Annotated in this window: 20 protein-coding genes and 4 tRNA genes; 10 read left to right on the plus strand and 14 right to left on the minus strand. The window is 60.8% G+C overall.

What is annotated here, in order from left to right; all coding sequences use genetic code 11:
• Window positions 1-218: 218 nt before the first annotated feature.
• Window positions 219-764 carry a TetR/AcrR family transcriptional regulator gene (locus tag HX805_RS30865; protein WP_087695266.1) on the minus strand — a complete coding sequence of 182 codons (546 nt, stop codon included), beginning with the start codon at window positions 762-764 and terminating at the stop codon, window positions 219-221.
• A 91-nt stretch (window positions 765-855) separates the two neighbouring features.
• On the opposite strand from HX805_RS30865, the gene HX805_RS30870 reads away from it, so the two are divergent.
• The 5 genes from HX805_RS30870 (at window position 856) to HX805_RS30890 (ending at window position 7,265) form a co-directional block, all read left to right on the plus strand.
• Window positions 856-2,049, plus strand: coding sequence for an MFS transporter (locus tag HX805_RS30870; protein WP_003212382.1), 1,194 nt, complete (start codon window positions 856-858; stop codon window positions 2,047-2,049).
• A gap of 41 nt (window positions 2,050-2,090) precedes the next feature.
• On the plus strand, window positions 2,091-2,402 hold the full coding sequence (locus HX805_RS30875) for a cupin domain-containing protein (RefSeq protein WP_177029242.1): 312 nt from the start codon (window positions 2,091-2,093) through the stop codon (window positions 2,400-2,402).
• Window positions 2,403-2,508: 106 nt separating this feature from the next.
• Complete coding sequence (locus HX805_RS30880; protein WP_008430443.1) at window positions 2,509-3,663, plus strand: TDT family transporter; 1,155 nt, start codon at window positions 2,509-2,511, stop codon at window positions 3,661-3,663.
• A gap of 69 nt (window positions 3,664-3,732) precedes the next feature.
• Window positions 3,733-5,607: an MFS transporter gene (locus tag HX805_RS30885; RefSeq protein ID WP_177029243.1), complete on the plus strand. Its 1,875-nt coding sequence runs from the start codon at window positions 3,733-3,735 to the stop codon at window positions 5,605-5,607.
• Between the two features lie 176 nt (window positions 5,608-5,783).
• A complete protein-coding gene (locus HX805_RS30890) occupies window positions 5,784-7,265 on the plus strand; it encodes a M91 family zinc metallopeptidase (protein ID WP_177023019.1) in 1,482 nt (493 codons plus the stop codon).
• Window positions 7,266-7,343: 78 nt separating this feature from the next.
• Here HX805_RS30890 and sugE read toward each other — a convergent pair whose 3' ends face one another.
• From sugE to rdgC, 3 genes are all read right to left on the minus strand, one after another.
• Complete coding sequence (gene sugE, locus HX805_RS30895) at window positions 7,344-7,658, minus strand: quaternary ammonium compound efflux SMR transporter SugE (RefSeq protein ID WP_010166396.1); 315 nt, start codon at window positions 7,656-7,658, stop codon at window positions 7,344-7,346.
• 105 nt (window positions 7,659-7,763) lie between these two features.
• Entirely contained in the window at window positions 7,764-8,729 is a 966-nt protein-coding gene (locus HX805_RS30900) for a bile acid:sodium symporter family protein (RefSeq protein ID WP_003212369.1), read from the minus strand.
• A 155-nt stretch (window positions 8,730-8,884) separates the two neighbouring features.
• Window positions 8,885-9,805: a recombination-associated protein RdgC gene (rdgC, locus tag HX805_RS30905; protein WP_177117603.1), complete on the minus strand. Its 921-nt coding sequence runs from the start codon at window positions 9,803-9,805 to the stop codon at window positions 8,885-8,887.
• A 161-nt stretch (window positions 9,806-9,966) separates the two neighbouring features.
• On the opposite strand from rdgC, the gene HX805_RS30910 reads away from it, so the two are divergent.
• Both HX805_RS30910 and HX805_RS30915 read left to right on the plus strand, forming a co-directional pair.
• Window positions 9,967-10,042: transfer RNA gene (locus HX805_RS30910), tRNA-Val, on the plus strand.
• 19 nt (window positions 10,043-10,061) lie between these two features.
• A tRNA-Asp gene (locus tag HX805_RS30915) sits at window positions 10,062-10,138 on the plus strand.
• 148 nt (window positions 10,139-10,286) lie between these two features.
• On the opposite strand, the gene HX805_RS30920 is transcribed toward HX805_RS30915, so the two are convergent.
• The 3 genes from HX805_RS30920 to HX805_RS30930 form a co-directional block, all read right to left on the minus strand.
• On the minus strand, window positions 10,287-12,695 hold the full coding sequence (locus tag HX805_RS30920; RefSeq protein ID WP_177117604.1) for a TonB-dependent siderophore receptor: 2,409 nt from the start codon (window positions 12,693-12,695) through the stop codon (window positions 10,287-10,289).
• 77 nt (window positions 12,696-12,772) lie between these two features.
• Window positions 12,773-13,753, minus strand: a complete 981-nt coding sequence (locus HX805_RS30925) for a FecR family protein (protein WP_177117605.1) — start codon at window positions 13,751-13,753, stop codon at window positions 12,773-12,775.
• Window positions 13,754-13,760: 7 nt separating this feature from the next.
• The gene (locus tag HX805_RS30930) at window positions 13,761-14,279 is read right to left on the minus strand and encodes a sigma-70 family RNA polymerase sigma factor (protein WP_177023022.1); all 519 of its coding nucleotides are present in this window, start codon (window positions 14,277-14,279) and stop codon (window positions 13,761-13,763) included.
• 201 nt (window positions 14,280-14,480) lie between these two features.
• Between HX805_RS30930 and HX805_RS30935 the strand changes: the two genes are divergently transcribed.
• Both HX805_RS30935 and HX805_RS30940 read left to right on the plus strand, forming a co-directional pair.
• Window positions 14,481-14,556, plus strand: a tRNA-Val gene (locus HX805_RS30935).
• A 19-nt stretch (window positions 14,557-14,575) separates the two neighbouring features.
• Window positions 14,576-14,652, plus strand: a tRNA-Asp gene (locus HX805_RS30940).
• Between the two features lie 78 nt (window positions 14,653-14,730).
• Here the strand turns inward: HX805_RS30940 and HX805_RS30945 are convergent.
• A complete protein-coding gene (locus tag HX805_RS30945; RefSeq protein ID WP_177117606.1) occupies window positions 14,731-16,245 on the minus strand; it encodes an MFS transporter in 1,515 nt (504 codons plus the stop codon).
• Window positions 16,246-16,350: 105 nt separating this feature from the next.
• On the opposite strand from HX805_RS30945, the gene HX805_RS30950 reads away from it, so the two are divergent.
• Window positions 16,351-17,274, plus strand: coding sequence for a LysR family transcriptional regulator (locus tag HX805_RS30950; protein WP_008430364.1), 924 nt, complete (start codon window positions 16,351-16,353; stop codon window positions 17,272-17,274).
• Here the strand turns inward: HX805_RS30950 and HX805_RS30955 are convergent.
• The 6 genes from HX805_RS30955 to kdpF all read right to left on the minus strand — a co-directional run bounded on the left by HX805_RS30955 (window position 17,234) and on the right by kdpF (window position 25,371).
• Window positions 17,234-17,926 (minus strand): response regulator, encoded by a 693-nt coding sequence (locus HX805_RS30955; protein ID WP_003219430.1) that lies wholly within the window; start codon window positions 17,924-17,926, stop codon window positions 17,234-17,236. The genes HX805_RS30950 and HX805_RS30955 overlap by 41 nt on opposite strands.
• A complete protein-coding gene (locus HX805_RS30960) occupies window positions 17,923-20,574 on the minus strand; it encodes a sensor histidine kinase KdpD (RefSeq protein ID WP_102606160.1) in 2,652 nt (883 codons plus the stop codon). The genes HX805_RS30955 and HX805_RS30960 overlap by 4 nt, the downstream gene beginning before the upstream one ends.
• Before the next feature lie 129 nt (window positions 20,575-20,703).
• Window positions 20,704-22,776, minus strand: coding sequence for a potassium-transporting ATPase subunit KdpB (kdpB, locus tag HX805_RS30965; RefSeq protein ID WP_177117607.1), 2,073 nt, complete (start codon window positions 22,774-22,776; stop codon window positions 20,704-20,706).
• Window positions 22,777-22,787: 11 nt separating this feature from the next.
• Entirely contained in the window at window positions 22,788-23,447 is a 660-nt protein-coding gene (kdpC, locus tag HX805_RS30970) for a K(+)-transporting ATPase subunit C (protein ID WP_177037354.1), read from the minus strand.
• Window positions 23,448-23,457: 10 nt separating this feature from the next.
• Complete coding sequence (gene kdpA, locus HX805_RS30975) at window positions 23,458-25,164, minus strand: potassium-transporting ATPase subunit KdpA (protein ID WP_177117608.1); 1,707 nt, start codon at window positions 25,162-25,164, stop codon at window positions 23,458-23,460.
• 108 nt (window positions 25,165-25,272) lie between these two features.
• Complete coding sequence (gene kdpF / locus HX805_RS32725; protein ID WP_003219423.1) at window positions 25,273-25,371, minus strand: K(+)-transporting ATPase subunit F; 99 nt, start codon at window positions 25,369-25,371, stop codon at window positions 25,273-25,275.
• Window positions 25,372-25,957: the final 586 nt, after the last annotated feature.

Here is a 25,957-nt window from a genome sequence, read left to right on the forward strand (position 1 = left end):
GTCGCGCTGGGGCAAGGATGGCCCATCGCGGCGGCCCACTTTCCAAAGCCGGAGTGAGGGCACACCGAGCCTGGGCGAGGTGCCGAGTGGTGGGGCAAGAGCGTTTTGCTTACTTTTGCGCTGTTCAAAAGTGAGCCGCTGTAAGAGCGGAACCCATATCAGCAACAACCCAAATAACGGATATACACCCAAATCCAAACCCAAACCCACAAACCACCTTACGGCAGCAAAGCCAACTCAATCAGCTCATGCAGTTCTTCAACCTCAAGCGGCGCGGTAGAAAACAGATTACGAAACACGGTGGGCGCAACGATCAAATTGATCAGCCGATCCACGCTGGGAAGTGTCCCGGCGTCGTCGGTGTACCGATCCAGGATCGTCTCCAACTGCCCGGTGAGAATCCCCACGCAATACCCCGGCGCCTGACTGCATTGCACATCACGCATCATCTCGCGGCCAAGGTCAGAGCTCATCTCATCACGGTATTGCTCACCCCAGGCCCGCAGGTCTCCGCGCAGGCTGCCGGTATCAGCCGGCTCACTGTCCGGGCGCAGACGGGCCATCGCAACATCGGCCAGCAGCGCCGCCAAGTCACCCCAGCGCCGGTAGATGGTCGAAGGCGTCACTCCGGCGCGCGTGGCTATCTGCGGCACGGTCACGCTGGAACGGTCCTGCTCTTCGAGCAATTCGCGCACTGCCGAATGCACTGATTCCTGGACCCGGGCACTACGGCCCCCCGGGCGGAGGCCTTCTTTTATCGCCATGCGTAAAACCTTAACACAAAGAATTTGCTTTAAGCGCCATCCGGTAGCACACTCCGCAAAAGCAAAATATTAGCTTTAGCGGAGCGTGCCCATGTCCAGCGTTACTTCTCATCGTTCCAGCCTGGTGTTTCTGGCGATCACCTTGCTGACGTTTCTCGCCGCCTCCAGCGCGCCGACCCCGTTGTACCACCTCTATCAAGAGGGCCTGCACTTTTCGGCGGCGATGTTGACCCTGGTATTTGGCATTTACGCCTTGAGCCTGCTGGCTGCATTGCTGACCGTGGGGTCGCTGTCGGACCACCTGGGGCGCAAGCCGGTAATTTTTGCCGCGCTGCTCCTCGATATGCTGGCGATGCTGCTGTTTATCAATGCCGACAGCGTCGGCTGGCTGATTGCCGCCCGCACGGTACAAGGCTTTGCCACCGGCATGGCCACCGCTGTACTGGGCGCCGCATTGCTCGACACCGACCGCCAGCAAGGCCCGCTGATCAACAGCGTAGCGCCTTTGCTGGGCATGGCCTGCGGGGCCATGGGCTGCAGCCTGCTGGTGGAGTTCGCGCCGATGCCGACCACGTTGATTTACTGGACCCTGCTCGGGTTGATGATCCTGCAGGCATTGTACGTCTGGCGCCTGCCGGAGACAGTCAGCCGGATTCCGGGGGCCCTGGCCTCGCTATGGCCCACCTTGCATGTACCGCCCCAGGCCCGACGCGCCTTGTGGATCTCGTTGCCGGTAGACGTAGCCGTATGGGCCATGGGCGGTTTTTATCTGTCCCTGGCGCCCTCGCTGGTGCGGGCGGCGACCGGGTCCACCTCGAACCTGATCGGCGGCGGACTGGTGGCGGTGTTGACGCTGAGCGGGGCGGTGATGATTTTCAGCCTGCGCAACCGCCCGGCGGACAAAGTCCTGCGGTTGGGCGCCGTGCTGCTGGCGGTGGGTGTTGCGCTGATCCTCACGGCCGTCCACAGCGCCAGCCTGCCGCTGTTCTTCATTGCCACGCTGATCGCCGGCGGTGGTTTTGGCTCGGGATTCCTCGGTGCGCTGCGCAGTGTTTTGCCGTTGGCCTTGCCCCATGAGCGGGCGGGCTTGATGTCGGCGTTCTATGTGCTGAGTTACCTGGCGTTCTGTGTGCCGTCGCTGTTGGCGGGCAACTTGACGCGCACCTTCGGTTTGATCGCCACCACCGACGGTTATGGCGTGGTGTTGATCGTATTGGCACTCGGCGCGTTGGTGGCGTTGCTAATGCAGGATTTGGCGAAGAGCAGGGCGACGGCGGGTAATTGATTCGGTAATAATTCGTCACCCTTACGCCTTGGGATTCACCCATGAAGATCATCCGCAGCAAAGAATTCACCGGCAGCCGCGCCTGGGAGGCGCTGGACATCGCCAATATGAATGGCATCACCACCCGTTTGCATTGGACCGACCAGCCGTATCGCTGGCACGTGAATGACGGCGAAGAGGTGTTCGTGGTGCTTGATGGCCAGGTGCAGATGCACTATCGCGAAAACGGCAGCGAACAGATGGCCTTGCTTGAGGTAGGCGACATCTTCTACGCCAGTGTCGGCACCGAGCATGTTGCCCATCCACAGGGCCCCGCACGGATTCTGGTGATTGAAACCGAAGGCAGCATTTAATGGTATATCTACGAAACAGATAACAGTTAGAGATATTACCCGTTATATAGATATTCGATTCGGTTCTACCATGGTCTCAACCTCATGCGAGGAAGAGGACTACACCATGACTTGCCCGAATACGCTTCACAGCAGCTTGAAACCCTTCAGTCACCTGACCCGTCCCCGGGAAGTGATTCGCCAGTTCACCCCCAACTGGTTTGCCGCCACCATGGGCACCGGGGTGCTGGCGTTGGCGCTGGCGCAATTGCCGGTCAACCTGGCGGGGCTGCACGCCGTGGCCGAAGGGCTGTGGCTGTTTACCATCGGCCTGTTTGTGCTGTTCAGCGTGCTGTATGCGGCGCGCTGGGTGATGTTTTTCCACGAGGCCCGGCGCATTTTCGGGCACTCCACGGTGTCGATGTTCTTCGGCACCATCCCCATGGGCCTGGCGACCATTATCAACGGCTTCCTGCTGTTTGGCGTGCCGCGCTGGGGGGATGGCGTGGTGCAACTGGCCGAGGTGCTGTGGTGGCTCGACGTCGCGATGGCCCTGGCCTGCGGGGTGCTGATCCCGTTCATGATGTTCACCCGTCAGGAACACAGTATCGACCAGATGACTGCCGTGTGGCTGTTGCCGGTGGTGGCCGCGGAAGTCGCCGCCGCCAGCGGTGGCCTGCTGGCGCCGCACCTGGCCGACGCCCATTCGCAACTGGTGATGCTGGTGACCAGCTACGTGCTGTGGGCGTTTTCCCTGCCGGTGGCGTTCAGCATCCTGACCATCCTGATGCTGCGCATGGCCCTGCATAAACTGCCACACGCCAATATGGCCGCGTCGAGCTGGCTGGCTCTAGGTCCCATCGGCACCGGTGCCCTGGGCATGCTGGTACTGGGCGGTGATGCACCTGCCATCTTTGCCGCCAACGGTCTGCCCGGCGTCGGTGAGATGGCCAACGGCATCGGCCTGGTCGCAGGCATCACCCTGTGGGGCTTCGGCTTGTGGTGGATGCTGATCGCGGTGCTGATCACCCTGCGTTACCTGCGGGCCGGTATCCCGTTCAACCTTGGCTGGTGGGGCTTCACCTTCCCGTTGGGCGTGTACTCGCTGGCCACGCTGAAACTGGCGAGCACCTTGCACCTGGGTTTTTTCAGCATCGTTGGTTGCGTGTTGGTGGCGGCGCTGGCGCTGATGTGGCTGATAGTCGCCAAGCGCACGGTGCAGGGCGCCTATAAAGGCGAGCTTTTTGTATCGCCGTGCATTGCAGGACTAGCGAATAAGTAAGCAGGATTAGGTAAAGTCGTGGCCTGGAAAAACCAATAACAGCCTTCAGGCCACGCAGGAACACGGACGATGAGCCACCCCTCGCAATTCACTTTGCTGCGCAAACGGCGTTTCCTGCCGTTCTTCATTACCCAGTCCCTTGGTGCGTTCAACGACAATATATTCAAGCAGTCGTTGATCCTGGCGATTCTCTACAAGCTGACCATCGAGGGCGACCGCTCGATCTGGGTCAATCTCTGCGCGTTGCTGTTTATCCTGCCGTTCTTCCTGTTCTCGGCCCTGGCCGGGCAATTTGGCGAGAAGTTCAACAAGGACGCGCTGATCCGGGTGATCAAGATCGGCGAAATCGTGATCATGTCCGTGGGCGCGGTGGGTTTCATGTTCAACCACCTGGAGCTGATGCTGCTGGCGCTGTTTGCCATGGGCACGCACTCGGCGCTGTTCGGGCCGGTGAAGTACTCGATCATGCCCCAGGCCCTGCACGAAGATGAGCTGGTGGGCGGCAATGGCCTGGTGGAAATGGGCACGTTCCTCGCGATCCTCGCGGGCACCATTGGCGCCGGGATCATGATGTCGTCCACCCATTACGCGCCGGTGGTCTCGACGGCCATCGTCGGCATTGCGGTGCTGGGCTACCTGGCCAGCCGCAGCATTCCGCGCGCGGCGGCGTCCAGCCCCGAGATGCGCCTGAACTGGAATATCTTCAGTCAGTCCTGGGCCACCTTGAAGCTCGGCCTGGGGCAGACACCGGCGGTGTCGCGCTCGATTGTCGGCAACTCGTGGTTCTGGTTTGTCGGCGCGATCTACCTGACGCAAATCCCGGCCTACGCCAAGGAATGGATGTACGGCGACGAGACTGTGGTCACGCTGATCCTCACGGTGTTCTCGGTGGGCATCGCACTGGGTTCGATGCTGTGCGAAAAGCTCTCCGGGCGCAAAGTCGAGATCGGCCTGGTGCCGTTCGGCTCGTTCGGTTTGACCGTTTTCGGCCTGCTGCTGTGGTGGCATTCCGGCGGCTTCCCGCAGAACGTCCAGGCCAACGACTGGATCGCCGTGCTGAGTTACGGCCAGGCGTGGTGGGTGTTGTTCGATATCCTTGGCCTCGGCGTATTCGGCGGCTTCTATATCGTGCCGCTGTACGCGTTGATCCAGTCGCGTACCGCCGAGAACGAGCGGGCGCGGGTGATCGCGGCCAACAACATTCTCAATGCGCTGTTCATGGTGGTCTCGGCGATCGTCTCGATCCTGCTGCTGAGCGTGGCCAAGCTGTCGATTCCCGAGTTGTTCCTGGTGGTGTCGCTGCTGAACATCGCGGTCAACACCTACATCTTCAAGATCGTGCCCGAGTTCACCATGCGTTTCATGATCTGGCTGCTCAGCCATTCCATGTACCGCGTCGAGCACAAGAACCTCGAGCTGATCCCAGACGAGGGCGCGGCGTTGCTGGTGTGCAATCACGTGTCGTTTGTCGATGCGCTGTTGATTGCCGGTTCGGTGCGTCGGCCGATTCGTTTTGTCATGTACTACAAGATCTACAACCTGCCGGTTTTGAACTTTATCTTCCGCACTGCCGGGGCGATTCCGATTGCCGGGCGGCATGAGGACATCCAGATCTACGAAAAGGCCTTCCAGCGGATTGCCCACTACCTTAAGGACGGCGAGCTGGTGTGCATCTTCCCGGAAGGAAAATTGACCTCCGATGGCGAGATGAACGAGTTCCGAAGCGGCGTGACGCGGATTCTTGGAGAGACGCCGGTGCCGGTGATTCCGATGGCGTTGCAGGGGTTGTGGGGGAGTTTTTTCAGTCGCGATCCGAACAAGGGCTTCTTCCACCGGATCTGGTCGCGAGTGACCCTGGTGGCCGGCGCGCCGGTGACGGTGGAGGCGGCGACGCCCGAGGCGTTGCATGGTCTGGTTGGCACGTTGAGGGGTGATCTCAAGTAGTCAAGTTCTGGTGCTCAGGACCTTCTGCGCTGAAGGGCCTGGGCAGGGACTGACTTTGATGTGGGACAACGCTTGCAGTTTGTAGTTTTGGGTAATAAATCACTCATCCTGCGGAACCATTTCTTTCTAATTGCCACGCAGTCATCGTAGTTGTCTAACGCTAAGGATGATTTTCGATGAACATGCAAGTGAGTACTAACCCTCCCGCTTTACAACCGCCTTTACATACTCTTTCTACAGCACCCTCCGATAAGTTACAGGATAAACAGGGCGAGCCTTCTGCGCCGATAAAGATCATCCCGAATATGCCATTCAATGAAGGTGGGGTCCAGATAGATCTAAGTGTTAGGGGCGGCGGGCGTGGTTTTTTCTCCCCGCCAAAAGACCAGGCGTTAACGATTAAGACGGGTGACAGCGCGGACAAAATTCATATTAAAAATTCGGCTGATGGAGGATTGACCGCCGAGATTAATGGCAAGACCTACGACATTCCTTTCGATACCAAGAGTAATGGTCAGCAGCATCTTGAGATCCAAAGCAACGGCGGAGACGACAATGTCACTATTGACGACGACGTAAAAGTGCCCGTCAGCGTCAAGCTGGGAGCCGGCAACGATCGATTCAACGCTGGAGGCGGCAGGACCAATGTCTACGGCGGTGTTGGTAATGACACCATTCAATTGGGCAGCGGTGTCGGGTATGCCGAGGGCAACGATGGGGATGACACGATCACCGGAGGCTCGGCATATAGCGTCATGTATGGGGGTAACGGCAACGACAAGTTGCGGGGAGCAGGTGGTGGCACTTACATGGACGGTGGCAGCGGCAATGATTCGCTGCGTGGAGGCGGTGGGAAGAACGTCATGAATGGCGGAAAGGGAAATGATGTTGTAGATGGTGGTGCTGGTCAGAATACAATTTATACCGGCAAGGGGCAGGATACGGTTAATTCAGTATCTGATAAGGATATTGTTTACGGCAAGAAAGACGACACTATAAAACGCACGGGGAACTCTAAGTTCGTTGAGGTGACGCCGTCTGACGTTGGTAAAAAAGCGTTTGAGGTTAAAGGGGATGGTGAGTTCAAGCAGCGCGTTGAAGATGATTTAGAGTTTTTTCGGGGTTCTCCAGTAGGGCAAAAAATGCTTGGGGCGTTAGACAAGACTCCCGCGCCGATAAAAATAGAGAAGGTGCCAGAGTCGGAGGGTATCTTTTATAAGTACGGACGTAAGGACTTACAACCACTCAATGAGCACCCACCTCAAGATTCGCAACACGGATTCATCACTAATAACACGCCAGGTATGCCGGCTGATGATGCAACAGTCTCCTACAACCCTTCGTTCATTATGGACAAGTACGAGCGTCCAGGCGTCTCAACCCTGTTCCATGAGTTCGCCCATGCGTACGACGGTGTCGACGGTAAGTTCTTGCCCGGAGAAACTGAAGTACCGCCAGAAACTAGCGATCCCCGCAGGCCAACTCGTGAGCCAAATTTGGAGCGGCAAGCCGTTGGGTTACCAACGGACGGTGAACCTTATGATTTTGATAATGACCCCTCAACGCCCCCTACCAGTACAAACCCGGAGCCGTATAACGAAAATGCACTTTACAAGGAATGGGGGAAAGAACCGCGTGAACGCTACTATGACGTCTGATGCATCACAGAGTAGTAAATAGCGTGCCGTACTCGGTGGACTATTAAGTCCACCTTGTTTTTATTGCCGGTGAGTGGCTCAGGCGCTGATCTTGAGCCCGATCAGCCCACAGATAATCAACGCCACACTGGCCAGTCGAAACAGCGCCATGGACTCCCCGAACAGGATAATCCCGGCAATCACCGTGCCCACTGCACCGACACCGGTCCAGATGGCATAGGCGGTACCCAGCGGCAGTTCCTTCATGGCCAACCCCAGCAACCCCAGGCTGATGGCCATGGCGGCAATCGTCAGGGCCGTGGGCAGTGGCTTGCTGAAACCGTCGGTGTATTTCAGTCCGACGGCCCAGCCGACTTCAAACAGTCCGGCAAAAAACAGAATGATCCAGGACATGATGACCTCCCTTCTTAGGTGGGGGCGTCCCCGGATTAAGCGCTTGATTGCGTCGCAGGGTCGTCCCCGCGAAGCCCGGTAGAGTGCCGAATATTGATCAGGTGATCAAGTTTCGGACTTGCCCGCCAACAATTCGCGGTCTTCCTTTTCGCTCATTCGCCGGAAGTACGTAGCCAGGAGTGCCCCGGAAATATTGTGCCAGACGCTGAACAGCGCACTCGGCACCGCCGCCAGCGGCGAGAAATGCGCACTTGCCAGTGCGGCGCCCAAGCCGGAGTTCTGCATGCCCACTTCCAGCGACAGGGATTTGCGTTGTGCCAGCGGCAGCCCGAACACACGGCCGGTGAAATAGCCCAGCAGGAAGCCAAAGGTGTTATGCAGGATCACCACCGCCATGATCAGCAGGCCCGACTCGGCAATCTTCGCCTGGCTGGCCGCCACCACGGCGGCGACAATCGCCACGATGCTGACCACCGACACCAGCGGCAACACCTCGACCGCATGCCGTACCCGGGCGCCCAGCAAGCGCTGCGCCACCACGCCCAACACGATCGGCAGCAGTACCACTTGCAGGATCGACCAGAACAACTCCATGAACGACACCGGCAACCAGGCCGAGGCCAGCAGCCAGATCAGCGCGGGCGTCAGCAGCGGAGCGAGGAGGGTGGTGACGGCGGCGATGGCCACCGACAGGGCCAGGTCGCCCCGGGCCAGCCAGGTCATGACGTTGGACGACGTGCCGCTCGGGCAGCAGCCGACGAGGATCACACCGACGGCAATTTCCGGTGGCAGGTGAAAGACCTGGCACAGCAGCCAGGCCACGCCGGGCATGATCACGAAATGCGCGACCACACCCAATGCCACGCGCCACGGATGGCGCGCGACTTCAGCGAAATCTTCAAGTTTGAGGGTCAGCCCCATGCCGAACATCACCAGGCCCAACAGCGGCACGATGGCGCCTTTGAGGCCGAGAAACCAGGCGGGTTGCAGGAACGCAACCACGGCAAAAATCAGCACCCAGTAGGCGAAGGTATTGCCGACGAAACGGCTCAAGGCGGCGAGTGCACGCATGGGGTTGGTCCTTGTTATTCGATTTTGGAAGTGCGCATGCGATCAAATGTGGGAGCGGGCTTGCTCGCGAATGCGGTGTGTCAGCCAGGAAGATATCAACTGAAAGGACGCATTCGCGAGCAAGCCCGCTCCCACATTTTGATCTTCACAAGGCTTTAGATACCTTGTGGGGTTTCTTCGCCACCCAGTGCCTCAACCAACGCCGGCAGGAAGTCGCCAAACGTCAGCATCATCAGGGTAAAGCTGGCGTCCTGCTGGCCCAGTGCTTCGTCGCCGCCGTCCTGTTCAGCCTGATCCTGCAGCAGGTCTTCGAACTTCAGGCGCTTGACGGTCATTTTGTCGTCCAGCATGAAGGACAGCTTGTCCTGCCAAGCCAGGGACAACTGGGTCACGACTTTGCCGGTGGTCAGGTGCAGTTGGATCTCTTCGCCGGTCAGGTCCTGGCGTTTGCAGCGCACGATGCCGCCGTCTTCGTGGGTGTCGCGCAGTTCGCATTCGTCGAGGACGAAGAAGTCATCGGCCGGTTTCTGGGTGGTGACCCAGTCGGTCATGATGGCGGTTGGCGCGGTTTTCACGGTCAGCGGACGTACCGGCAGGGTGCCGATCACTTCACGCAGGGTGGACAGCAGGTCTTCGGCACGTTTCGGGCTGGCGGAGTTCACCATTATCAGGCCTTGTTTCGGCGCGATGGCGGCGAAGGTCGACGAGCGACGGATGAACGCGCGCGGCAGGAAGGCCTGGATGATTTCATCCTTGATCTGGTCGCGTTCCTTTTTGTAGACCTTGCGCATTTGCTCGGCTTCGATCTCTTCGACCTTTTCCTTCACCGCATCACGCACCACGCTACCCGGCAGGATACGTTCTTCCTTGCGCGCAGCGATCAGCAGGAAATCACCGCTGACGTGCACCAGTGGCGCGTCTTCGCCTTTACCGAAAGGGGCGACGAAACCGTAAGTGGTCAATTCCTGGCTTGCACAAGGGCGCGCCAGTTTGGTGGCCAGTGCAGTTTCCAACGCCTCGGCATCAACAGGCAGATCTTGGGTCAGGCGATAGATAAGCAGGTTTTTGAACCACATGGGGTGAGTCTCTCCTTATATACAAAGGGGGGCATTATTCTCCTCATGGCGTCATAGGCCAACCCTCGCTAAGCCATTGGAAGGCCTGAAAAAAATTATTTAAGAAAGTGCTTGCCAGACCATGGGTCGCTCCGTAGAATGCGCGCCACACCGAAAGTGAAGGGTGATTAGCTCAGCTGGGAGAGCGTCTGCCTTACAAGCAGAATGTCGGCGGTTCGATCCCGTCATCACCCACCATTCGCTTTATGTGTTACGCGCAGCGGTAGTTCAGTCGGTTAGAATACCGGCCTGTCACGCCGGGGGTCGCGGGTTCGAGTCCCGTCCGCTGCGCCATATTCGGTCACCTGGAACGCTGAACGCCAGGTACCACAGGAAGCCCGCTCATTGAGCGGGCTTTTTGCTGTCTGGGGTTTGCAAGAAACCGCCGGTCTAAAAAACGCCCCCGATCATGTGCAGCGATCGGGGGCGTTTTTGATTGGGTTTAGAAATCCCAGCGGGTACTGACCATTACGTTGCGAGGGTCGCCATAGTACGACGAGTTGTAGAAGCCGATGTTGGTGTAATACGACTTGTCGAACACGTTGTTGACGTTGACGGTCGCCGACACGCTGTCGGTGATCTGATAGCGGGCCATCAGGTCCACCAGCCAGTAGGGATCCTGGGCAAATTTTTCTTGAGCGCCGCCCTTGGCCCAATTGCTCAGTACCTGCCAGCCTTGACCCTGCCAACGCGCGCCGCCGCCGAGGGTGAGTTTGTCGAGGCTGCCGGTCAGCTTGTAGCTGGTATAGACATTGACCTGATCTTCCGGCTCCCAGGTCGATACCTTCTTGCCGCTTTCATCACGGGCAATCTTGTGGGTGTAGCCTGCCTGCAACTGCCAGCCGGGTGTCAGCTCGCCAGAGATTTCCGCCTCATAACCCTTGGTTTTCGAAGTGATCGGCTTATAGGCGTAGTCGCGAGCGGGGTTGGTTGGATTGGCGTTGTACTCCGTATCTTCCTCGGGGCGGTTTTTTTCGTGAACCTCGAAGTAGGCGATGCTGGAATTCAGGCGCCCTTCGAAGAATTCACCTTTGAGCCCCACTTCATAGTTCTTGCCTTCATCCGGCTCCAGCAATTTGTTGTTGCGATCACGGTTGAACGACTGCGGCAGGAAAATTTCCGTGTAACTGGCGTAGGCCGACACGTTGTCGTTCAGGTCGTATACCAGGCCTGCATAGGGCAAGACCTTGCCGCTTTTTTTCGTATCACTGGTGCCGGTGACCTGGAAGTCTGCAACGCGCGTGCCCAGCAGCAGCGAAAGATCGTCCGTGAGGCTGAAGCGAGCGGTCATGTAGCTGCCGGTCTGGCGGGTGATTTCATCGTTTTTGTTGGTGACTTCGCCCCAGTCCGGCTTCGGGATGTCGCCGTTCCAGTTGTAATAGTCGAAGTTATTGTTGGGCAGGCTGGCGTTGGTGTAGTCCTTGCCTTTCCAGTGGGAGCGGGAAACCGAGGTGCCGACCACCAACTGGTGTTCTCGGCCAAACAGGTCGAAGGGGCCAGAGGTGTAAAGGTCGGCGCTGTCGCTGACGGTTTCACCTGTGTATTTGCGCGCCAGCACTGAGGGCAAACCTGGGCTCACGAAACCCAGGGGGGCGTTGTAACCGTTGATTTGATGGTTGTACTGACCTTTGGCGACCCAGCCATTTTCGAAGCTGTGTTCAAGGGTGGCAAAGGCGGTGCGCGTGTACTGCTGCCAACTGCTCCACCGTGGCCCGTTGTTGAATGAGCGCTTGGAGCCAATGCGATTGCCGGATTCGTCATACAGCGAGGCACTGCCGGTCCAGCTTGAGCCTTTGGGGTCATTATCCTGATAGTCCGCGCCCACGGTCAGCAGGGTATCCGGCGACAGGTCCGCCTCCAGGATGCCGTAGTAGACGCTGGTTTTGCGTTGGTAATGGTCCATGAAGGAGTGTTTGTCTTGATGGGCCGCCACGGCTCGGCCGCGGATGTTGCCGGTTTCGGTCAAGGGACCGCTGACGTCAACTTCCGATCGGTAGTTGTCCCAGGAACCGGCGCCAAGGTCGATATGGCCCTTGAATTCCTGGGTAGGTTTCTTGCGGATCATGTTGATGGTGCCACCAGGGCCACCGGCGCCAGTGAGCAGGCCAGTGGCGCCCTTGAGGATTTCTACCCGGTCATAGATCACCATGTCGGTGAGGGTATGGCCGGACGAATACTGCGGGTCTTGCAGGATAGGAATACCGTCGTACTGGAAGTTGCGAATCGCGAAGCCACGGGAGTAATAGCTGGTACGGTCGCTGTCATACGTTGCCACGGTGATGCCCGGGGTATGGCGCATCACGTCGTCGATGGAGTTGAGGCCAAAGTCATCCATGGCCTGGCGGGTGACCACCGAGATCGATTGCGGAGTTTCCCGTGGCGTCAGCACCAGCCGGGTTGCGGTGGCGATGGTGCCGGGGGTGTAAGAGCCGGAGCCTTCGGTAATGGTGCCGAGTTGGTTGGCGCTGATCTGCGTCGCCCCCAGCTCCACGGCGCCGGTGGGGGTAGGGTTGGCTTCCAGTGCGTAGACCTGATCACCTTTGACTGCCCGATAACCACTGCCACGCAGCAGCTTTTCAAACCCGGCCTCCACGCTATAAGTGCCTTTGAGTCCCGGGCCCGCGAGCCCCAGCAGGTTCTGGGACTGGAACACGATAGCCACGCCCGCTTGCTGGGCGAACTGGTTGAGTGTGGCGCCCAGCGGCCCGGCAGGTATGTCGTAGGCTTGGGCCGCAACGTTTACCGTGTCGGCCTGGGCCAGATGGGTATTGAGCAGCGTCGTCGCGAGCAGTGTGAGGGTCAGCGGCGCGCTGCTCAGCAGGCGTCTGCGAGGCTTGGAAGGGAAGGGCATGGTGAGGGCAGTCCTTTAGTCATCGGTATACCTTCCTTGACGGGCAACCCGAAAAAAAGCGGAAGCAATGCGAATAATTATTTTTTGCTCTCGGTATCCGGGCTGACAATTATCAGCCATGGGGTAAAGGTTTTCAGCGTAATCGGCAGGGTTTGAGCCAGCATCTGCAAGGTGCGGTCGGTGTCATCCAGGGGAAGTACGGCCGAGACCTTGAGACTGGCCAGTGCGGCGCGATCAAACTGCAAGCGGCCCGAACGGTGCCGGGCGATCTCATCCAGCACTTCCGGCAACGGTCGGTTATCCACCACCAGTTGATGGCGGCGCCAGGCCCCATTGATGCTCGCCGTATCGATGCTGCCGGAGAGGCGCACGGCATCTTTGCTGAGTCGCGCCTGTGAGCCGGCGTCCACTTCCAGCGTCTGCTGGCCATTCGCGCTTTGGGCGGCAACGCGGGATTCGAGCATGCTCAGCACCGTAACGTCATCCTCGCGCCTGACCACAAATCGCGTACCCAGGGCGCGCAGGGTGCCTTGGGCGGTCTGCACCACAAATGGCCGTTCGCCATCGTGGGCCACTTCCACCAGGATCTCGCCTTGCAGCAATTCGATGCGGCGCTGCCGGCTGTCGAAATGCAGATTCGCCGCACTGATGCCGTTCAGGGTCAGCGTCGAGCCGTCCGCCAGCCGCAGGGTTTTCCATTCGCCGGGACCGTTGTGCACATCGGCCATCCATTGTTGTGGATAAGGACTGTAGAGCAGCGCCATGGCGGGAAGGCCCAGGCTGCAGGCCAGTACCAACGCGCGGACGTAGTTTTTGCGCGCCTTCCCATGCCGGGGAAAGGCCGCACTCAAGGCCGCCCGGGCCGGTGCCTTTTGCCCGCGCAGGGCCTGCATCCGCGCAATCACATCTTCCATGCGCGCTGCTGATGCGGCGTGTTGCGGGCCTTGCTGCTTCCAGCGCTCGAACGCCTGGCGCTGGGCCTCGGTCAATTCACCTTCGTGCAGGCGAATCATCCATTCGGCGGCTTGTTCATCGATCTGTTGGCGAGAGGCGGGCATGCGCGGCTCAGATGTCCACGCTGTGGCTGCAATGCAGCAGGGCCTGGATCAGGTATTTGCGTACCGTACGTTCCGACAGCTTCAGTTGTCGGGCGATTTGCTGCTGGGTCAGGTCTTCGAGGTAATACAGCACAAACGCCTGACGCACATTGTCGTGCATGCCTTCCAGCATGAAGGCAATGTGCTCGAGGGCTTCCAGGGTGGTGTGGATCTGTTCGGGCGACTGGAAACCTTCCAGGGTTTCCACCGTCAGCATCAATTCCTGAAGGTAGGCGTGCTCAATCTGCTTGCGCCGTGCCTGGTCGATGATCAGCCGCCTGGCGGTGGTACTTAAATAGGCGCGGGGTTCGCGGATGGCGGTTACCGACTCGCGGGCGTGCAGAATCCGCGCGAAGGTGTCCTGCGCCACGTCGGCGGCGTTATGGGTACAGCCCAGTTTTCGGCGCAACCAAGTGAACAGCCAGCCGTGATGCTCGCTGTACAGCTCGGTAATCTCCCGTTGGAACGGCGGTTCACCCACAGACATAAGGCCCGGCCCAGGTGTTATTGAGAATAATTGTTAATTGTGGGGCCAAGGCTTGGGCAAACGCAATAGACTCGCGTTTGCACCCAAAGCGCCGGTTTTGCGGGGTGCGCGGGGTCGAAGACAAAATATTTTAAATAAATTGCATTTAAATCATGACATTACGGAAAAATGCTATAGAATGCGCCCCACACCGAAAGTGAAGGGTGATTAGCTCAGCTGGGAGAGCGTCTGCCTTACAAGCAGAATGTCGGCGGTTCGATCCCGTCATCACCCACCATTCGCTTTATGTGTTACGCGCAGCGGTAGTTCAGTCGGTTAGAATACCGGCCTGTCACGCCGGGGGTCGCGGGTTCGAGTCCCGTCCGCTGCGCCATATTCGGTCACCTGGAACGCTGAACGCCAGGTACCACAGGAAGCCCGCTCATTGAGCGGGCTTTTTTGTGCCTGGGATTCAGCTCAACGACTGAATGCCCGGTTCGGTTTGCACGGGTGCAATGCTGTTTCGCCCCATGAAGGCCAGGACCACCAACGCCGTCAGCACGGTGAATCCCGCGAGCAGTTGCAGCAACGTGTTGAACCCCGCGATGTAGGCGCTGCGCAGTGCTTCCAGCGGAAGGGCGGCCGAGGCCAGTTGCACGTTGCCCATGACCAGGCCTTGGGCAATCACTGACACGTCGGCCCCTGCGAGACCCTTCAGGTGATGTGCCACCAATGCGCCCAATACCGCCATCGTGATCGCCAGCGCCACGCCTTCACTGGCCACGCGGGTGGTGTTGAAAATCCCCGCCGCCATTCCCGCGCGCTCCTTGGGCACCACGCTGATCGCCAAACCATCCATCAAACCCCACGGCAGCCCGGTGCCTATCCCGATGACCAGCATTGCGGCGATGGTCTGCGCAGGCTGGTTGGCCAGGCTTAATCCCCACAGGCCCACCGCCGCGATCAGCAAGCCAATGGCACACAACAGTCCTGCTGAGAGCCAGCGGGTCAGCGATGCGGCGATCATCGGCACCACCAGCATCGGTGCCGATAACGCGAGCATCATCAAACCCGCGTCCAGCGCGCTGGCGCCTTCCACGCCGATAAACCGCAGGGGCAGCAACACGATCAACACGATGTAGCAGTAACAGGTGCCGATCGGCAGGAGCTGCACGCCAATAAAGCGCGGGAAGCGAAACAGCCGCAGCTCCAGCATCGGTTGACTGGAGCGGTTTTCGACGAGGATAAACACCAGCAAAAACACTGCCGCTGCGATCAGCAGGGCATCAACCAGTAGCGATGACCAGCCGTGCTCCGGGGCGAGGATCACCGCCGTGGTCAGGGCCACCAGCATCGCGGAAAACGTCAGTACACCAGCGGTGTCCAGCCGCAGCGCTTGCGGGTCGCGGCTTTCACGCATTTTGGGCGCGGCAAACAGCAGCGAAATACCGGCCAATAATGCAGTGCCGAGAAAAATCGAGCGCCAGCCCCAGTGCTCGATCAGCACCCCCGACAGCAATGGCCCAAACGCCAGGCCTGCACCGAATGTGGTGCCCAGCAAGCTGAAGGCGCGGGTGCGGGCATGGCCGTCAAACTCCTGGGCCAGCGCCGCACAGCCACTGGCCAATGCCGTAGCCGCCGCGACGCCCTGCACGCCACGCAACACATCCAGCCAGAAAATCCCCGGTGCCACTGCCAGCAGCAAGGAGACCACGGTAAACAGCGCCATGCCCCACAAGAAAAGACGCTTTCTCCCATACAGGTCGGCTAGGGTGCCGGCGGCCATCAACAGGCTGCCGAAACTCAGCATGAATGCGTTGGTGATCCACGCCAGCTGGCTGGGCTGGGCGGCAAATGCCTGGCCGATAAAGGGCGTGGCGACGGCGCCGCCGGTAAAGCTCATGGGCAATACCAGGGCGGCCAGGCAAATGGCCGCCAGGATGGAATATCGGCCATGGGCGGGCGCAGATTCGGTTGTCGTGTTCATAGGGGCATTCCCGCGAGTTTGAAGATTAAAAGACTCTAATCAGGATGCAATCACGGATAAACGGGCTTACATTCCGTTCATAACGGACTGGATGGATGCAATGACGTGACCGATAACTTGAGCGGCGTGATCGCCTTCGTGAAAACGGCAGAGGCCCTGAGCTTCACCGGCGCGGCCCGGGCGATGGGGATTTCCGCTTCGGCGGTGGGCAAGAATGTCGCCAAGCTTGAGGCGTCACTGAATGTGCGGCTGTTGCACCGCAGTACGCGCAAGGTCAGCCTCACCGCCGAAGGCCAATTGTTCTACGAGCGCAGTCGGAAAATTCTCGACGACCTGCAAGACGCCCGCGCCATGCTTTCCCATGCGATGCAGGCACCCCGGGGCAAACTGCGGGTCAGCCTGCCCACCATCGGTTATCGCTTTCTCTTTCCGCACATGAGGGCGTTCCGCAAAGCCTACCCCGAGATCGAGCTGGAGCTGGATTTCAACGACCATCTGGTGGACGTGATCGAGGAGGGCTTCGACGTGGTCATCCGCAGCGGTGGCCTGGCGGATTCGACCCTGATGGCCCGCAAGCTGGGGCCGTTCAGGTTTGTGCTGTGTGCATCGCCCCAATACCTACGAGCCAACGGCCGGCCAGAATCCCTGAGCGAACTGGAGCATCACCCGTGCTTGCGTTACCGCTTCGCCACCACCGGCAAAATCATGGACTGGACCTTGTCCGCCAACCCGGCCATCACCCAATTGCGCCTGCCCACCGCGCTGACCCTGAACAACATGGAGGCCATGCTCCGGGCCGCGATGGACGGCCATGGGATTGCCTACGTGCCAGACTTCCTGGCCCGCGAAGCCCTCGCCCAGGGCCAGCTGGAAACCGTGCTCGACGGCCATTCCGATGACCAGGGCCAGTTCTGGGCGCTGTGGCCATCCAGCCGGCATCTCTCGCCGAAGATCCGCGTGTTTGTCGATTTCGCCGCCGCGCACCTGTTCACAAACCCACCAGTCGGTAGCCCACCTGCAACTCGGTGATGAAGTACTGCGGCTGGGCCGGGTCCGCCTCCAGCTTCTGCCGCAGGTGCGCCATGTGCACCCGCAGGTAGTGGGCGCGGTCCACGTAGTCCAGGCCCCACACCTCGAGCAATAATTGCCGGTGGGTCAGCACCCGGCTCTGCCCGCGAATCATCGCGCACAGCAGGCGGTATTCGATGGGCGTCAGGTGCACCGGCAGGCCTTGGCGCCACACTTCATGGGTCGCCAGGTCCACCTCGATATCACCAAACGCCACCTTGCTGGTGGCCGCCACGGTGCCGGTCTGCCCATGACGACGCAGTTGCGCACGGATGCGCGCGAGCAACTCGGGTACGCCGAAGGGTTTGGTCAGGTAGTCATCGGCGCCGGCGTCCAGGGCGGCGACTTTTTCCTCTTCGCGATCCCGTGCCGACAACACCAGGATCGGCACCGCCAGCCATCCCCGCAGCTCGCTGATCAGCTGTTTGCCGTCGCCGTCCGGCAGGCCGAGGTCGACGATCACCAGGTCCGGCTGACGGCTGGAAGCGTGGATCAACGCGCGTTTGACGCTGTCGGCCTCGAACACCTGGAAGCCCTCATCCTGCAGGGCGATGCCGACAAAACGGCGGATGTTGGCCTCGTCTTCAACAATCAGAATGCGTGCAGTGCTCATAGGGCGTCCATTGGGGGCGGAGTACCCGCCGGTAAAGTGATGACGAAATGCATGCCGCGCTCGCTGCCGGGTCTGGCTTCGATGCGCCCGCCGTGGGCTTCGACGATGCGCTTGGCCAGGGCCAGGCCCAGGCCGATTCCGGCGACCGAGGATTCCTGCTGGCCACGGGCAAACGGTTCGAACAGATTGGCCGGCGCGCTGCCCGGGCCGGTGTCGCTGACTTCCAGCAGGATGCTGTCGGAAACGGAACGGGCGGTAACGGTGATGACCGTGCCAGGCGGGGTGTATTTGGCGGCGTTGTCCAGCAGGTTGACCAGCACCCGTTCGATCAGCAGCGCGTCGACTTCCACCAGCGGTAATTGCGGGTCCAGCGTCGTGTTCACCACATGCCGGGCCAGTGGTTCACGCAACTGGCGCAGGGCGCTGCCGACGATCTCTTCCAGCAAATGCCATTGCCGGTTGAGTCGCACACCGCGCTCCTGCATGCGGGCCATGTCCAGCAAGTTTTCGATCAAGCGTTGCATCGAAGTCGCCTGCTCATGAATACCGTGCAGCAACGCGGTCAGCGGCCCCGGCGGCGCATGGGGCAGGGCGGTATCGGCCGCGCCGATCAGGGTGGTCAAGGGCGTGCGCAGGTCGTGGGAAATCGCCGCGAGCAAGGTGTTGCGCATTTTCTCGCCTTCCATCTGCACCATCGTGCTTTGCGCCACTTCGACGAAGTGCACGCGCTCCAGGGCAATCGCCAATTGGCTCATGCAGGCTTCCAGCAGGCGGCGCTCTTCGGGCTCGTTGAGGCGTTCGCTTTGCGCCAGTTCCAGCACCAGCACACCGCGCACGCGCATCGGCGCCTTGAGCGGCAGGTAGCAGCCCTTGGCGGCGGACAAGGTGTCGGTGCCCTGGCCGGCGGACTGGCCGTGGTCGTAGGTCCATTGGGCGATGCTGTCGTCGATCGGCAGCCCGCCCGCGCCCACGCTGTGCACGCCGTCGGCGGCGTCCGGCAAGGCCAGGCCGACCCGCGCCTCGAACACGCCGCTGAAAGTGCGCAGCGCCACTTCGCTGATCTGCTCCACGGTCAACGCGGCCGACAGGTCCCGGGCCAGACGCGCCAGGGAAGTAGCGCGGCGTTCCCGGGCAGCGGCGGTGCGCGCTTCGTGGCGCAGGCGGGCGGTGAGTTGCCCGGTGATCAGGGCGATGCCGAGCATCAGCGCGAAGGTGAAGAAATACTGGGTGTCGTTGACGGTAAACGAGTAGCGCGGCTGGACGAAAAAGAAGTCGAAACACAGCACCGCGAGCATCGCTGCCCACACGCCGGGGCCGCGTCCAAACCGCAGGGCCACCAGCACCACCGTGAGCAGGAACAGCATCACCACGTTGGCCAGGTCGAACACCTGCAGCAGCAGCGCGGCGATGGCGCTGGCGGTGAAACAGGCGAGTGTGGACCAGAGGTAGGCCAGGGTTCTGCCGGGCGCTGGTGTAGGTTTTTCAATGGCAGGAACAGTGCCTGGCAACATGCCATGGGCGATCACGATCTGGTCGATCTGCGGATGGTGCCGGCTGATCCGGTCGCTCACCGACTGATGCCAGAACCGCCATGCCCGGCGCGGGTGATGGCCGAGCACCAGGCGATTGGCGTTGTGTTCCCGGGCACAGGCGGCCAGTGCTTCGGCGACGTCCATGCCCGGCAATGTCGCGGTGTCGGCGCCGAATTCGCTGGCCAGGGCCAGGGTTTTCATCGCCGTGAGATAACGCTTGGCGCCGCGGCCCTGGGCTGCGGCGACGTGCACCACGATCCAGTCCGCCTCGAGCTTTTGCGCCAGGCGCGCGGCTTCTCGCACCAGGCGTTCATCACCGGCGTCACCGGCCACGCCTACCAGCAATCGCTCGCGGGCGGGCCACAGGGTCTTGATCGACTGTTCGCGACGGTACACGCGCATCTGCGTGTCGACCCGGTCGGCCGTGCGGCGCAGGGCCAGTTCCCGCAGGGCGAGCAGGTTGCCCTTGCGGAAAAAGTGCCGCGACGCACGTTCGGCCTGAGGGCCCAGGTACACCTTGCCGTCCTTCAAGCGTTGCAGCAGATCATCCGGCGGCAGGTCCACGACGACCACTTCGTGGGCATTGTCGAACACGTGGTCCGGTACGGTTTCCCGCACGCGAATGCCAATGATCCCACTCACCAGATCGTTAAGGCTTTCCAGGTGCTGGACGTTGAGGGTGGTCCACACATCGATGCCGGCGCTGAGCAGTTCTTCCACGTCTTGCCAGCGTTTCGGGTGGCGCGAGCCGGGCACGTTGCTGTGGGCGAGTTCATCCACCAGCAGCACGGCGGGATGGCGTTGCAGGGCCGCGTCGAGGTCGAATTCGGTGAGGGTGAAATCGTGATGCAGGCGGTGGGCGCGGGGCAGTTGTTCGAGGCCGTTGAGCAGGTTGGCGGTTTCCTGGCGGCCGTGGGTTTCCACCACACCGGCGAGTACGTCGCGGCCCAGGCTGACTTCCCGTTGCGCCGCGTCAAGCATGGCGCAGGTCTTGCCCACCCCGGCGTTGGAGCCGAAGTAGATACGCAGTTTGCCGCGCAAGGCGGCCTGTTCTTCCTGCTGGACCCGGGCGAGAAGGGCGTCGGGGTCGGGGCGTTCTTCGTTTAATGCGGGCATGTCATTCCTGGTCAATGCGGTTCAATTGTGGGAGCGGGCTTGCTCGCGAAAGCGGTGTGTCAGTGACAGTCGAGTTGGCTGACACTCCGTATTCGCGAGCAAGCCCGCTCCCACATTGGGTTTGCGGTGCTACACGAGACCCAGCCCGGTCAGCACCAGGTCAATCAGCTTGATCCCGGCAAACGGCACCAGCACCCCGCCCAGGCCATAGATCAGCAGGTTGCGATTGAGCAACGCTGCCGCGCCAATCGCCCGGTACGTCACGCCGCGCAGGGCCAACGGAATCAGCGCCACGATGATCAACGCGTTGAAAATCACCGCACTGAGGATCGCCGAGTTGGGGCTGCTCAGGTGCATCACGTTCAGCGCGCCGAGCTGCGGATAGGTCGCGACAAACGCCGCCGGGATGATCGCGAAATATTTCGCCACGTCATTCGCCACGCTGAAGGTGGTGAGCGCGCCACGGGTCATCAGCATCTGCTTGCCCACCTCGACCACTTCGATCAGCTTGGTCGGGTTGCTGTCGAGGTCGACCATGTTGCCGGCCTCTTTCGCTGCCTGGGTGCCGCTGTTCATCGCCACCGCCACGTCGGCCTGGGCCAGCGCCGGGGCGTCGTTGGTGCCGTCGCCGGTCATGGCCACGAGCTTGCCCTGGGCCTGGTAGTCGCGGATCAGCTGCAGCTTGTCTTCCGGGCGCGCCTCGGCGAGGAAGTCATCCACGCCGGCTTCCACCGCAATCGCGGCGGCGGTCAGGCGGTTGTCGCCGGTGATCATCACGGTCTTGATGCCCATGCGCCGCAGTTCGGCGAAGCGCTCCTTGATGCCGCCCTTGACCACGTCCTTGAGCTCCACCACGCCGAGTGCCTTGGCCCCGTCCGAGACCACCAGCGGAGTGCTGCCGCGTCGGGATACTTCGTCGACCTTGGCCTGCAATGCAGCCGGAAAGCTCCCGCCGAGCGCTTCGATATGACTGCGGATCGCATCCGCTGCACCCTTGCGAATACCGCGGCCTTCGGGCAGGTCGACGCCGCTCATGCGAGTCTGCGCGGTGAAGTGCACAAAGCTTGCGCCGAGGGCGTTGATGTCCCGCGCGCGGATGTCGAACTTCTGCTTGGCCAGCACCACGATGCTGCGGCCTTCCGGGGTTTCGTCGGCCAGGGACGCCAGTTGCGCCGCGTCGGCCAGTTCAGCTTCCTTGACCCCCGGTGCCGGCAGGAAACTGCTGGCCTGGCGATTGCCCAACGTGATGGTGCCGGTCTTGTCCAACAGCAACACGTCGATGTCACCCGCCGCCTCAACGGCGCGGCCGGAAGTGGCGATCACATTGGCCGACATCATGCGGCTCATGCCCGCCACGCCGATGGCCGAGAGCAGGCCGCCGATGGTGGTGGGAATCAGGCACACCAGCAACGCCACCAGCACCGTGGCGCTGATCACGTTGCCACTGCCACTCATGGCCACGGCGAAGATCGAGTACGGGCTCAGCGTGGCGATCACCAGCAGGAACAACAGGGTCAGGCCCACCAGCAAAATCGTCAGGGCGACTTCGTTGGGGGTCTTCTGGCGCTTGGCGGATTCGACCATCGAGATCATGCGGTCGAGGAACGACTCGCCCGGGTTGACGCTGATGCGCACCACCAGCCAGTCCGACAGCACCCGCGTGCCGCCGGTGACCGAGGAAAAGTCGCCGCCGGCCTCGCGAATCACCGGTGCCGATTCGCCGGTGATTGCGCTTTCGTCCACCGAGGCCACTCCTTCGATCACCACGCCGTCCAGCGGCACCAGGTCGCCGGCTTCGATCAACACCACCTGGTCTTTGCGCAACAGCGTGGCTTCGGTCGGCAGCCATGGGGCGCCGTGTTTGGGTTGTTGCAGCAACTTGGCCAGGGTCTGGCGCTTCATCCCGCGCAGGCTGGCGGCCTGGGCACGGCTGCGGCCTTCGGCCAGGGCCTCGGCAAAGTTGGCGAACAGCACGGTAAACCACAGCCACAAACAGATGCTGAGGATAAAGCCGCTGGGCGCTTCACCCTGGCCACCCAGGGACTGGAACCACAGCAGCGTGGTGAGGATGCTGCCCAGGTACACGACGAACATCACCGGGTTTTTCCACTGCGCCTGGGGCAGCAGTTTCTTGAACGCACCCCCGCAGGCGGAGAGCACGATGGCGCGATCAAACAGAGGTAAACGAGCATTCTTGATCATGGGGGAATCTCTTACTCACTGGCCGCAATGGGGGGCTGGCGCAGAGGCAGGCGGGCGTCCAGCGCGAGGTTGAGTTGCAGCACATTGACCCGTGGTTCGCCGAGCAAACCCAGGGTGCGTTCCGCGGTGTTTTCGTTCACCAGTTGCAGCAGTTCGGCTTCGGGGATCTGTCGCAGGCGGGCGACCCGGGCCAGCTGGATGCGTGCGTTGGCCACGGAGATATGCGGGTCCAGGCCGGAGGCGGAAGCGGTGACCGCATCCACCGGCACCTGGGCCTCGGCGGCGAGGCCGTTGTCCTGGCGGTAGGCTTTAACCCGGGCCGCGACCTGGTCCACCAGTTTCTGGCTGGTAGGGCCCAGGTTGCTGGCGCCGCTGGAACCGGCGTTGTACGGCTGGGAGACACTTTTGCTCAGGTCTTGCGGGTCGGCACCGAGGGTCATGCTCGGGCGGCCGTGGAAGTAGCCGGGCCTGGTGAAGTCCTGGCCGATCAACGCCGAGCCGATCACCAATCCGTCGCGTTCAATCAGCGAGCCCTGGGCCTGGAACGGGAACAGCAACTGCGCGGCAAAGGTGGTGAAGACCGGGTAGGCGAGGCCGGTCAGCGCCATGAAAAACACTGCCGAAACCAGCACCGGGCGCAACAGCCCTTTGAATATCGATTGAGTCGTCATCAACGTGTCCTTAGTTGTACGTCTGGCCGGACAGCAACTGCAGTTGCTCCACCAGCGGACCGAGCGCGAGCGCCGGCAGGAAAGTCAGGCCGCCCACCACCAGCACCACAAACACCACCAGCACCATGAACAGCGGGGTTGCGGTGGGGATGGTGCCGGCGCCGGCAGGCACGGTCTTTTTCATCGCCAGGGAACCGGCCACGGCGAGCATCGGCAGCATGGTGAAGAAGCGCCCGACCAGCATCGCCAGGCCAATGGTGGTGTTGAAGAACGGCGTGTTGGCGTTCAGCCCGGCGAACGCCGAACCGTTGTTGGCGGTGCCCGAGGTGTAGGCGTAGAGCACCTCGCTGAAACCGTGGGGGCCGAGGTTATTCAGGCTGGCCATGGTGTCGGGCCACAGCGCGGCGAGGGCGGTGAACCCGAGGATGCTGATGGGGTGCGCGAGCACCGAGAGCATCACCAGTTTCATCTCCCGAGCCTCGATCTTCTTGCCGAGGAATTCCGGGCTGCGGCCAATCATCATGCCCACCAGGAACACCGTCAGCAGCGCGTACTGGATCAGGTTGATAAAGCCCACGCCGTCGCCGCCGAACACGCAGTTGAGCATCATCTGCGCCAGGGGCACGAAGCCGCCCATGGGGGTCAATGAGTCATGCATCGCGTTGACCGAACCGGTGGTGGCCGCGGTGGTGGTGGCGATAAACAGGCTGCTGTCGGCAATGCCGAAACGCAGTTCCTTGCCTTCCATATTGCCGCCGCTTTGTTCGATGGACAGCGCCTGGTTGGCACCGGCCTGGGTCAGCAGCGGGTTGCCGTTTTGCTCGGCGCCATACACCAGAGCGAGAAAGCCTAAGAACATCACCAGGAAGGTGCCGAAAAACACCCAGCCCTGACGGCGTTGCAGCAGCATGCTGCCGAAGGTGTAGGTCAGCGCCGACGGGATCAGCAACATGCTGAGGATGTGCAGGGCGTTGGTCAGCGGCGTCGGGTTTTCGAACGGGTGCGCGGCGTTCATGCTGAAGAAGCCGCCGCCGTTGGTGCCGATATGCTTGATCGATTCAAAGCTCGCCACGGCGCCGACAATCAGTTGTTGCTGCGCGCCTTCCAGGGTGGTGGCCAGGGCTTGGGAGGAAAAGGTCTGCGGCATGCCTTGCCACACATACACCAGGGCCATGCCCACGCACAGCGGCAGCATCACGCGGTACAGGGTGCGGGTGAAGTCGACCCAGAAGTTGCCGATATCCGCCGAGCTTGAGCGACTCAGGCCACGGATAAAACCGGCTGCGGCGACCACGCCCGAGGTGGCGCCGACGAACATCAGGAAGGTGATTACTGCCATCTGGCTGAAGTTCGACAGGCTGGTTTCGCCCGAGTACGCCTGCCAGTTGGTGTTGGTGATAAAGGAGGCGGCGGTATTGAACGCCAGGTCCGGGGTTTGTGCGGCCAGCCCGAGTGGGTTGATCGGCATGACGGCCTGTAACCGCAGGATGAGATAGCCGAGCAGCATCATCGCGGCGTTCGACAGCAACAGGGCCGAACCGTAGCGGGCCCAGCTCATGGTTTCCAGCGGGTCGATGCCCAGCAAGCGATAGGTATAACGTTCCGGCAGGGCGTGGCGGGTTCCGGTAAACACCCGGGTCAGCCACTTGCCCATCAGCACGGCGAGCCCGGTCATCAACCCCAGGACCAGCGCAAATTCCAGCAAAGTGCTTAGCATGTCGAGGCTCCGTTCAAATCTTGCCCATGGCGACAATGGCCATGGTTGTCGCGGCGAAAAACACCAGGGAGAGGCCTACAAAAATCATGTCGTACATGGTGGGGCTCCCTAGAACTTTTCGGCGCGAATGAGGGCATAGCCCAGATAAGCGAACAGCCCGACGGCGCATAGGCCGCTGGCGATATAGATGAACTTGAGTGTGAGCACGGTGGAACTCCCCTGATTAATAAGCCGCGATTGCGGACGCGGGGAGGTTAAGAGGTTGGGTATCAAGTTCGGGCACTGATTGCGGGTTTGGGTATTAAGACGGTGTATAGAGGGCGGTGGGGTGGGCGAACGGAAAAAAGGGATAACCCGGGGGCGGGGTATCCCTTGAAGCACTGGGGTTTTGCTGCTTTTGATGATCAGCTTATTTGGCTTTCTTTTTCTTTGATTCGCGGGTGGCGAGTTGTTCGAAGCAAAACGCGGCGGCGCCGAACAGGGCGATCATTGAGAGGACGATCATGCCTAACGTTGAACTTTCCACGATGACTTCCTGCGGGGGTTATTGAGGTGGAGGTCACAGTAGTGGAGGGGGGATTAGTTGCTCAATAGAGACGACTTAAACGTTACGGCTGGGGGTGAATCTATACGGGTTCTTTACGTTGATGTTGGGTGTATATCCGTTTTTTAGGTAACGGCTACTTATGGTTTCGCTCTTACAGCGAGTCACTTTGCAAAAGCCCCAAAGTAAGCAAAGGGCTCTGCCCCGCCTGTCGGCACCTCGCTAGTGCTCGGTGTTCCCTCACTCCGG

It is taken from the genome of Pseudomonas sp. G5001 (assembly GCF_013385475.1).
GTDB lineage: Bacteria > Pseudomonadota > Gammaproteobacteria > Pseudomonadales > Pseudomonadaceae > Aquipseudomonas.

What these genes read in the sequence shown, in the direction of transcription:
- HX805_RS30865 (WP_087695266.1), bottom strand. Translation starts at nt 764, where the DNA reads ATGGCGATAAAAGAAGGCCTCCGCCCGGGGGGCCGTAGTGCCCGGGTC.
- HX805_RS30870 (WP_003212382.1), top strand. Translation starts at nt 856, where the DNA reads ATGTCCAGCGTTACTTCTCATCGTTCCAGCCTGGTGTTTCTGGCGATC.
- HX805_RS30875 (WP_177029242.1), top strand. Translation starts at nt 2,091, where the DNA reads ATGAAGATCATCCGCAGCAAAGAATTCACCGGCAGCCGCGCCTGGGAG.
- HX805_RS30880 (WP_008430443.1), top strand. Translation starts at nt 2,509, where the DNA reads ATGACTTGCCCGAATACGCTTCACAGCAGCTTGAAACCCTTCAGTCAC.
- HX805_RS30885 (WP_177029243.1), top strand. Translation starts at nt 3,733, where the DNA reads ATGAGCCACCCCTCGCAATTCACTTTGCTGCGCAAACGGCGTTTCCTG.
- HX805_RS30890 (WP_177023019.1), top strand. Translation starts at nt 5,784, where the DNA reads ATGAACATGCAAGTGAGTACTAACCCTCCCGCTTTACAACCGCCTTTA.
- sugE (WP_010166396.1), bottom strand. Translation starts at nt 7,658, where the DNA reads ATGTCCTGGATCATTCTGTTTTTTGCCGGACTGTTTGAAGTCGGCTGG.
- HX805_RS30900 (WP_003212369.1), bottom strand. Translation starts at nt 8,729, where the DNA reads ATGCGTGCACTCGCCGCCTTGAGCCGTTTCGTCGGCAATACCTTCGCC.
- rdgC (WP_177117603.1), bottom strand. Translation starts at nt 9,805, where the DNA reads ATGTGGTTCAAAAACCTGCTTATCTATCGCCTGACCCAAGATCTGCCT.
- HX805_RS30920 (WP_177117604.1), bottom strand. Translation starts at nt 12,695, where the DNA reads ATGCCCTTCCCTTCCAAGCCTCGCAGACGCCTGCTGAGCAGCGCGCCG.
- HX805_RS30925 (WP_177117605.1), bottom strand. Translation starts at nt 13,753, where the DNA reads ATGCCCGCCTCTCGCCAACAGATCGATGAACAAGCCGCCGAATGGATG.
- HX805_RS30930 (WP_177023022.1), bottom strand. Translation starts at nt 14,279, where the DNA reads ATGTCTGTGGGTGAACCGCCGTTCCAACGGGAGATTACCGAGCTGTAC.
- HX805_RS30945 (WP_177117606.1), bottom strand. Translation starts at nt 16,245, where the DNA reads ATGAACACGACAACCGAATCTGCGCCCGCCCATGGCCGATATTCCATC.
- HX805_RS30955 (WP_003219430.1), bottom strand. Translation starts at nt 17,926, where the DNA reads ATGAGCACTGCACGCATTCTGATTGTTGAAGACGAGGCCAACATCCGC.
- HX805_RS30960 (WP_102606160.1), bottom strand. Translation starts at nt 20,574, where the DNA reads ATGCCCGCATTAAACGAAGAACGCCCCGACCCCGACGCCCTTCTCGCC.
- kdpB (WP_177117607.1), bottom strand. Translation starts at nt 22,776, where the DNA reads ATGATCAAGAATGCTCGTTTACCTCTGTTTGATCGCGCCATCGTGCTC.
- kdpC (WP_177037354.1), bottom strand. Translation starts at nt 23,447, where the DNA reads ATGACGACTCAATCGATATTCAAAGGGCTGTTGCGCCCGGTGCTGGTT.
- kdpA (WP_177117608.1), bottom strand. Translation starts at nt 25,164, where the DNA reads ATGCTAAGCACTTTGCTGGAATTTGCGCTGGTCCTGGGGTTGATGACC.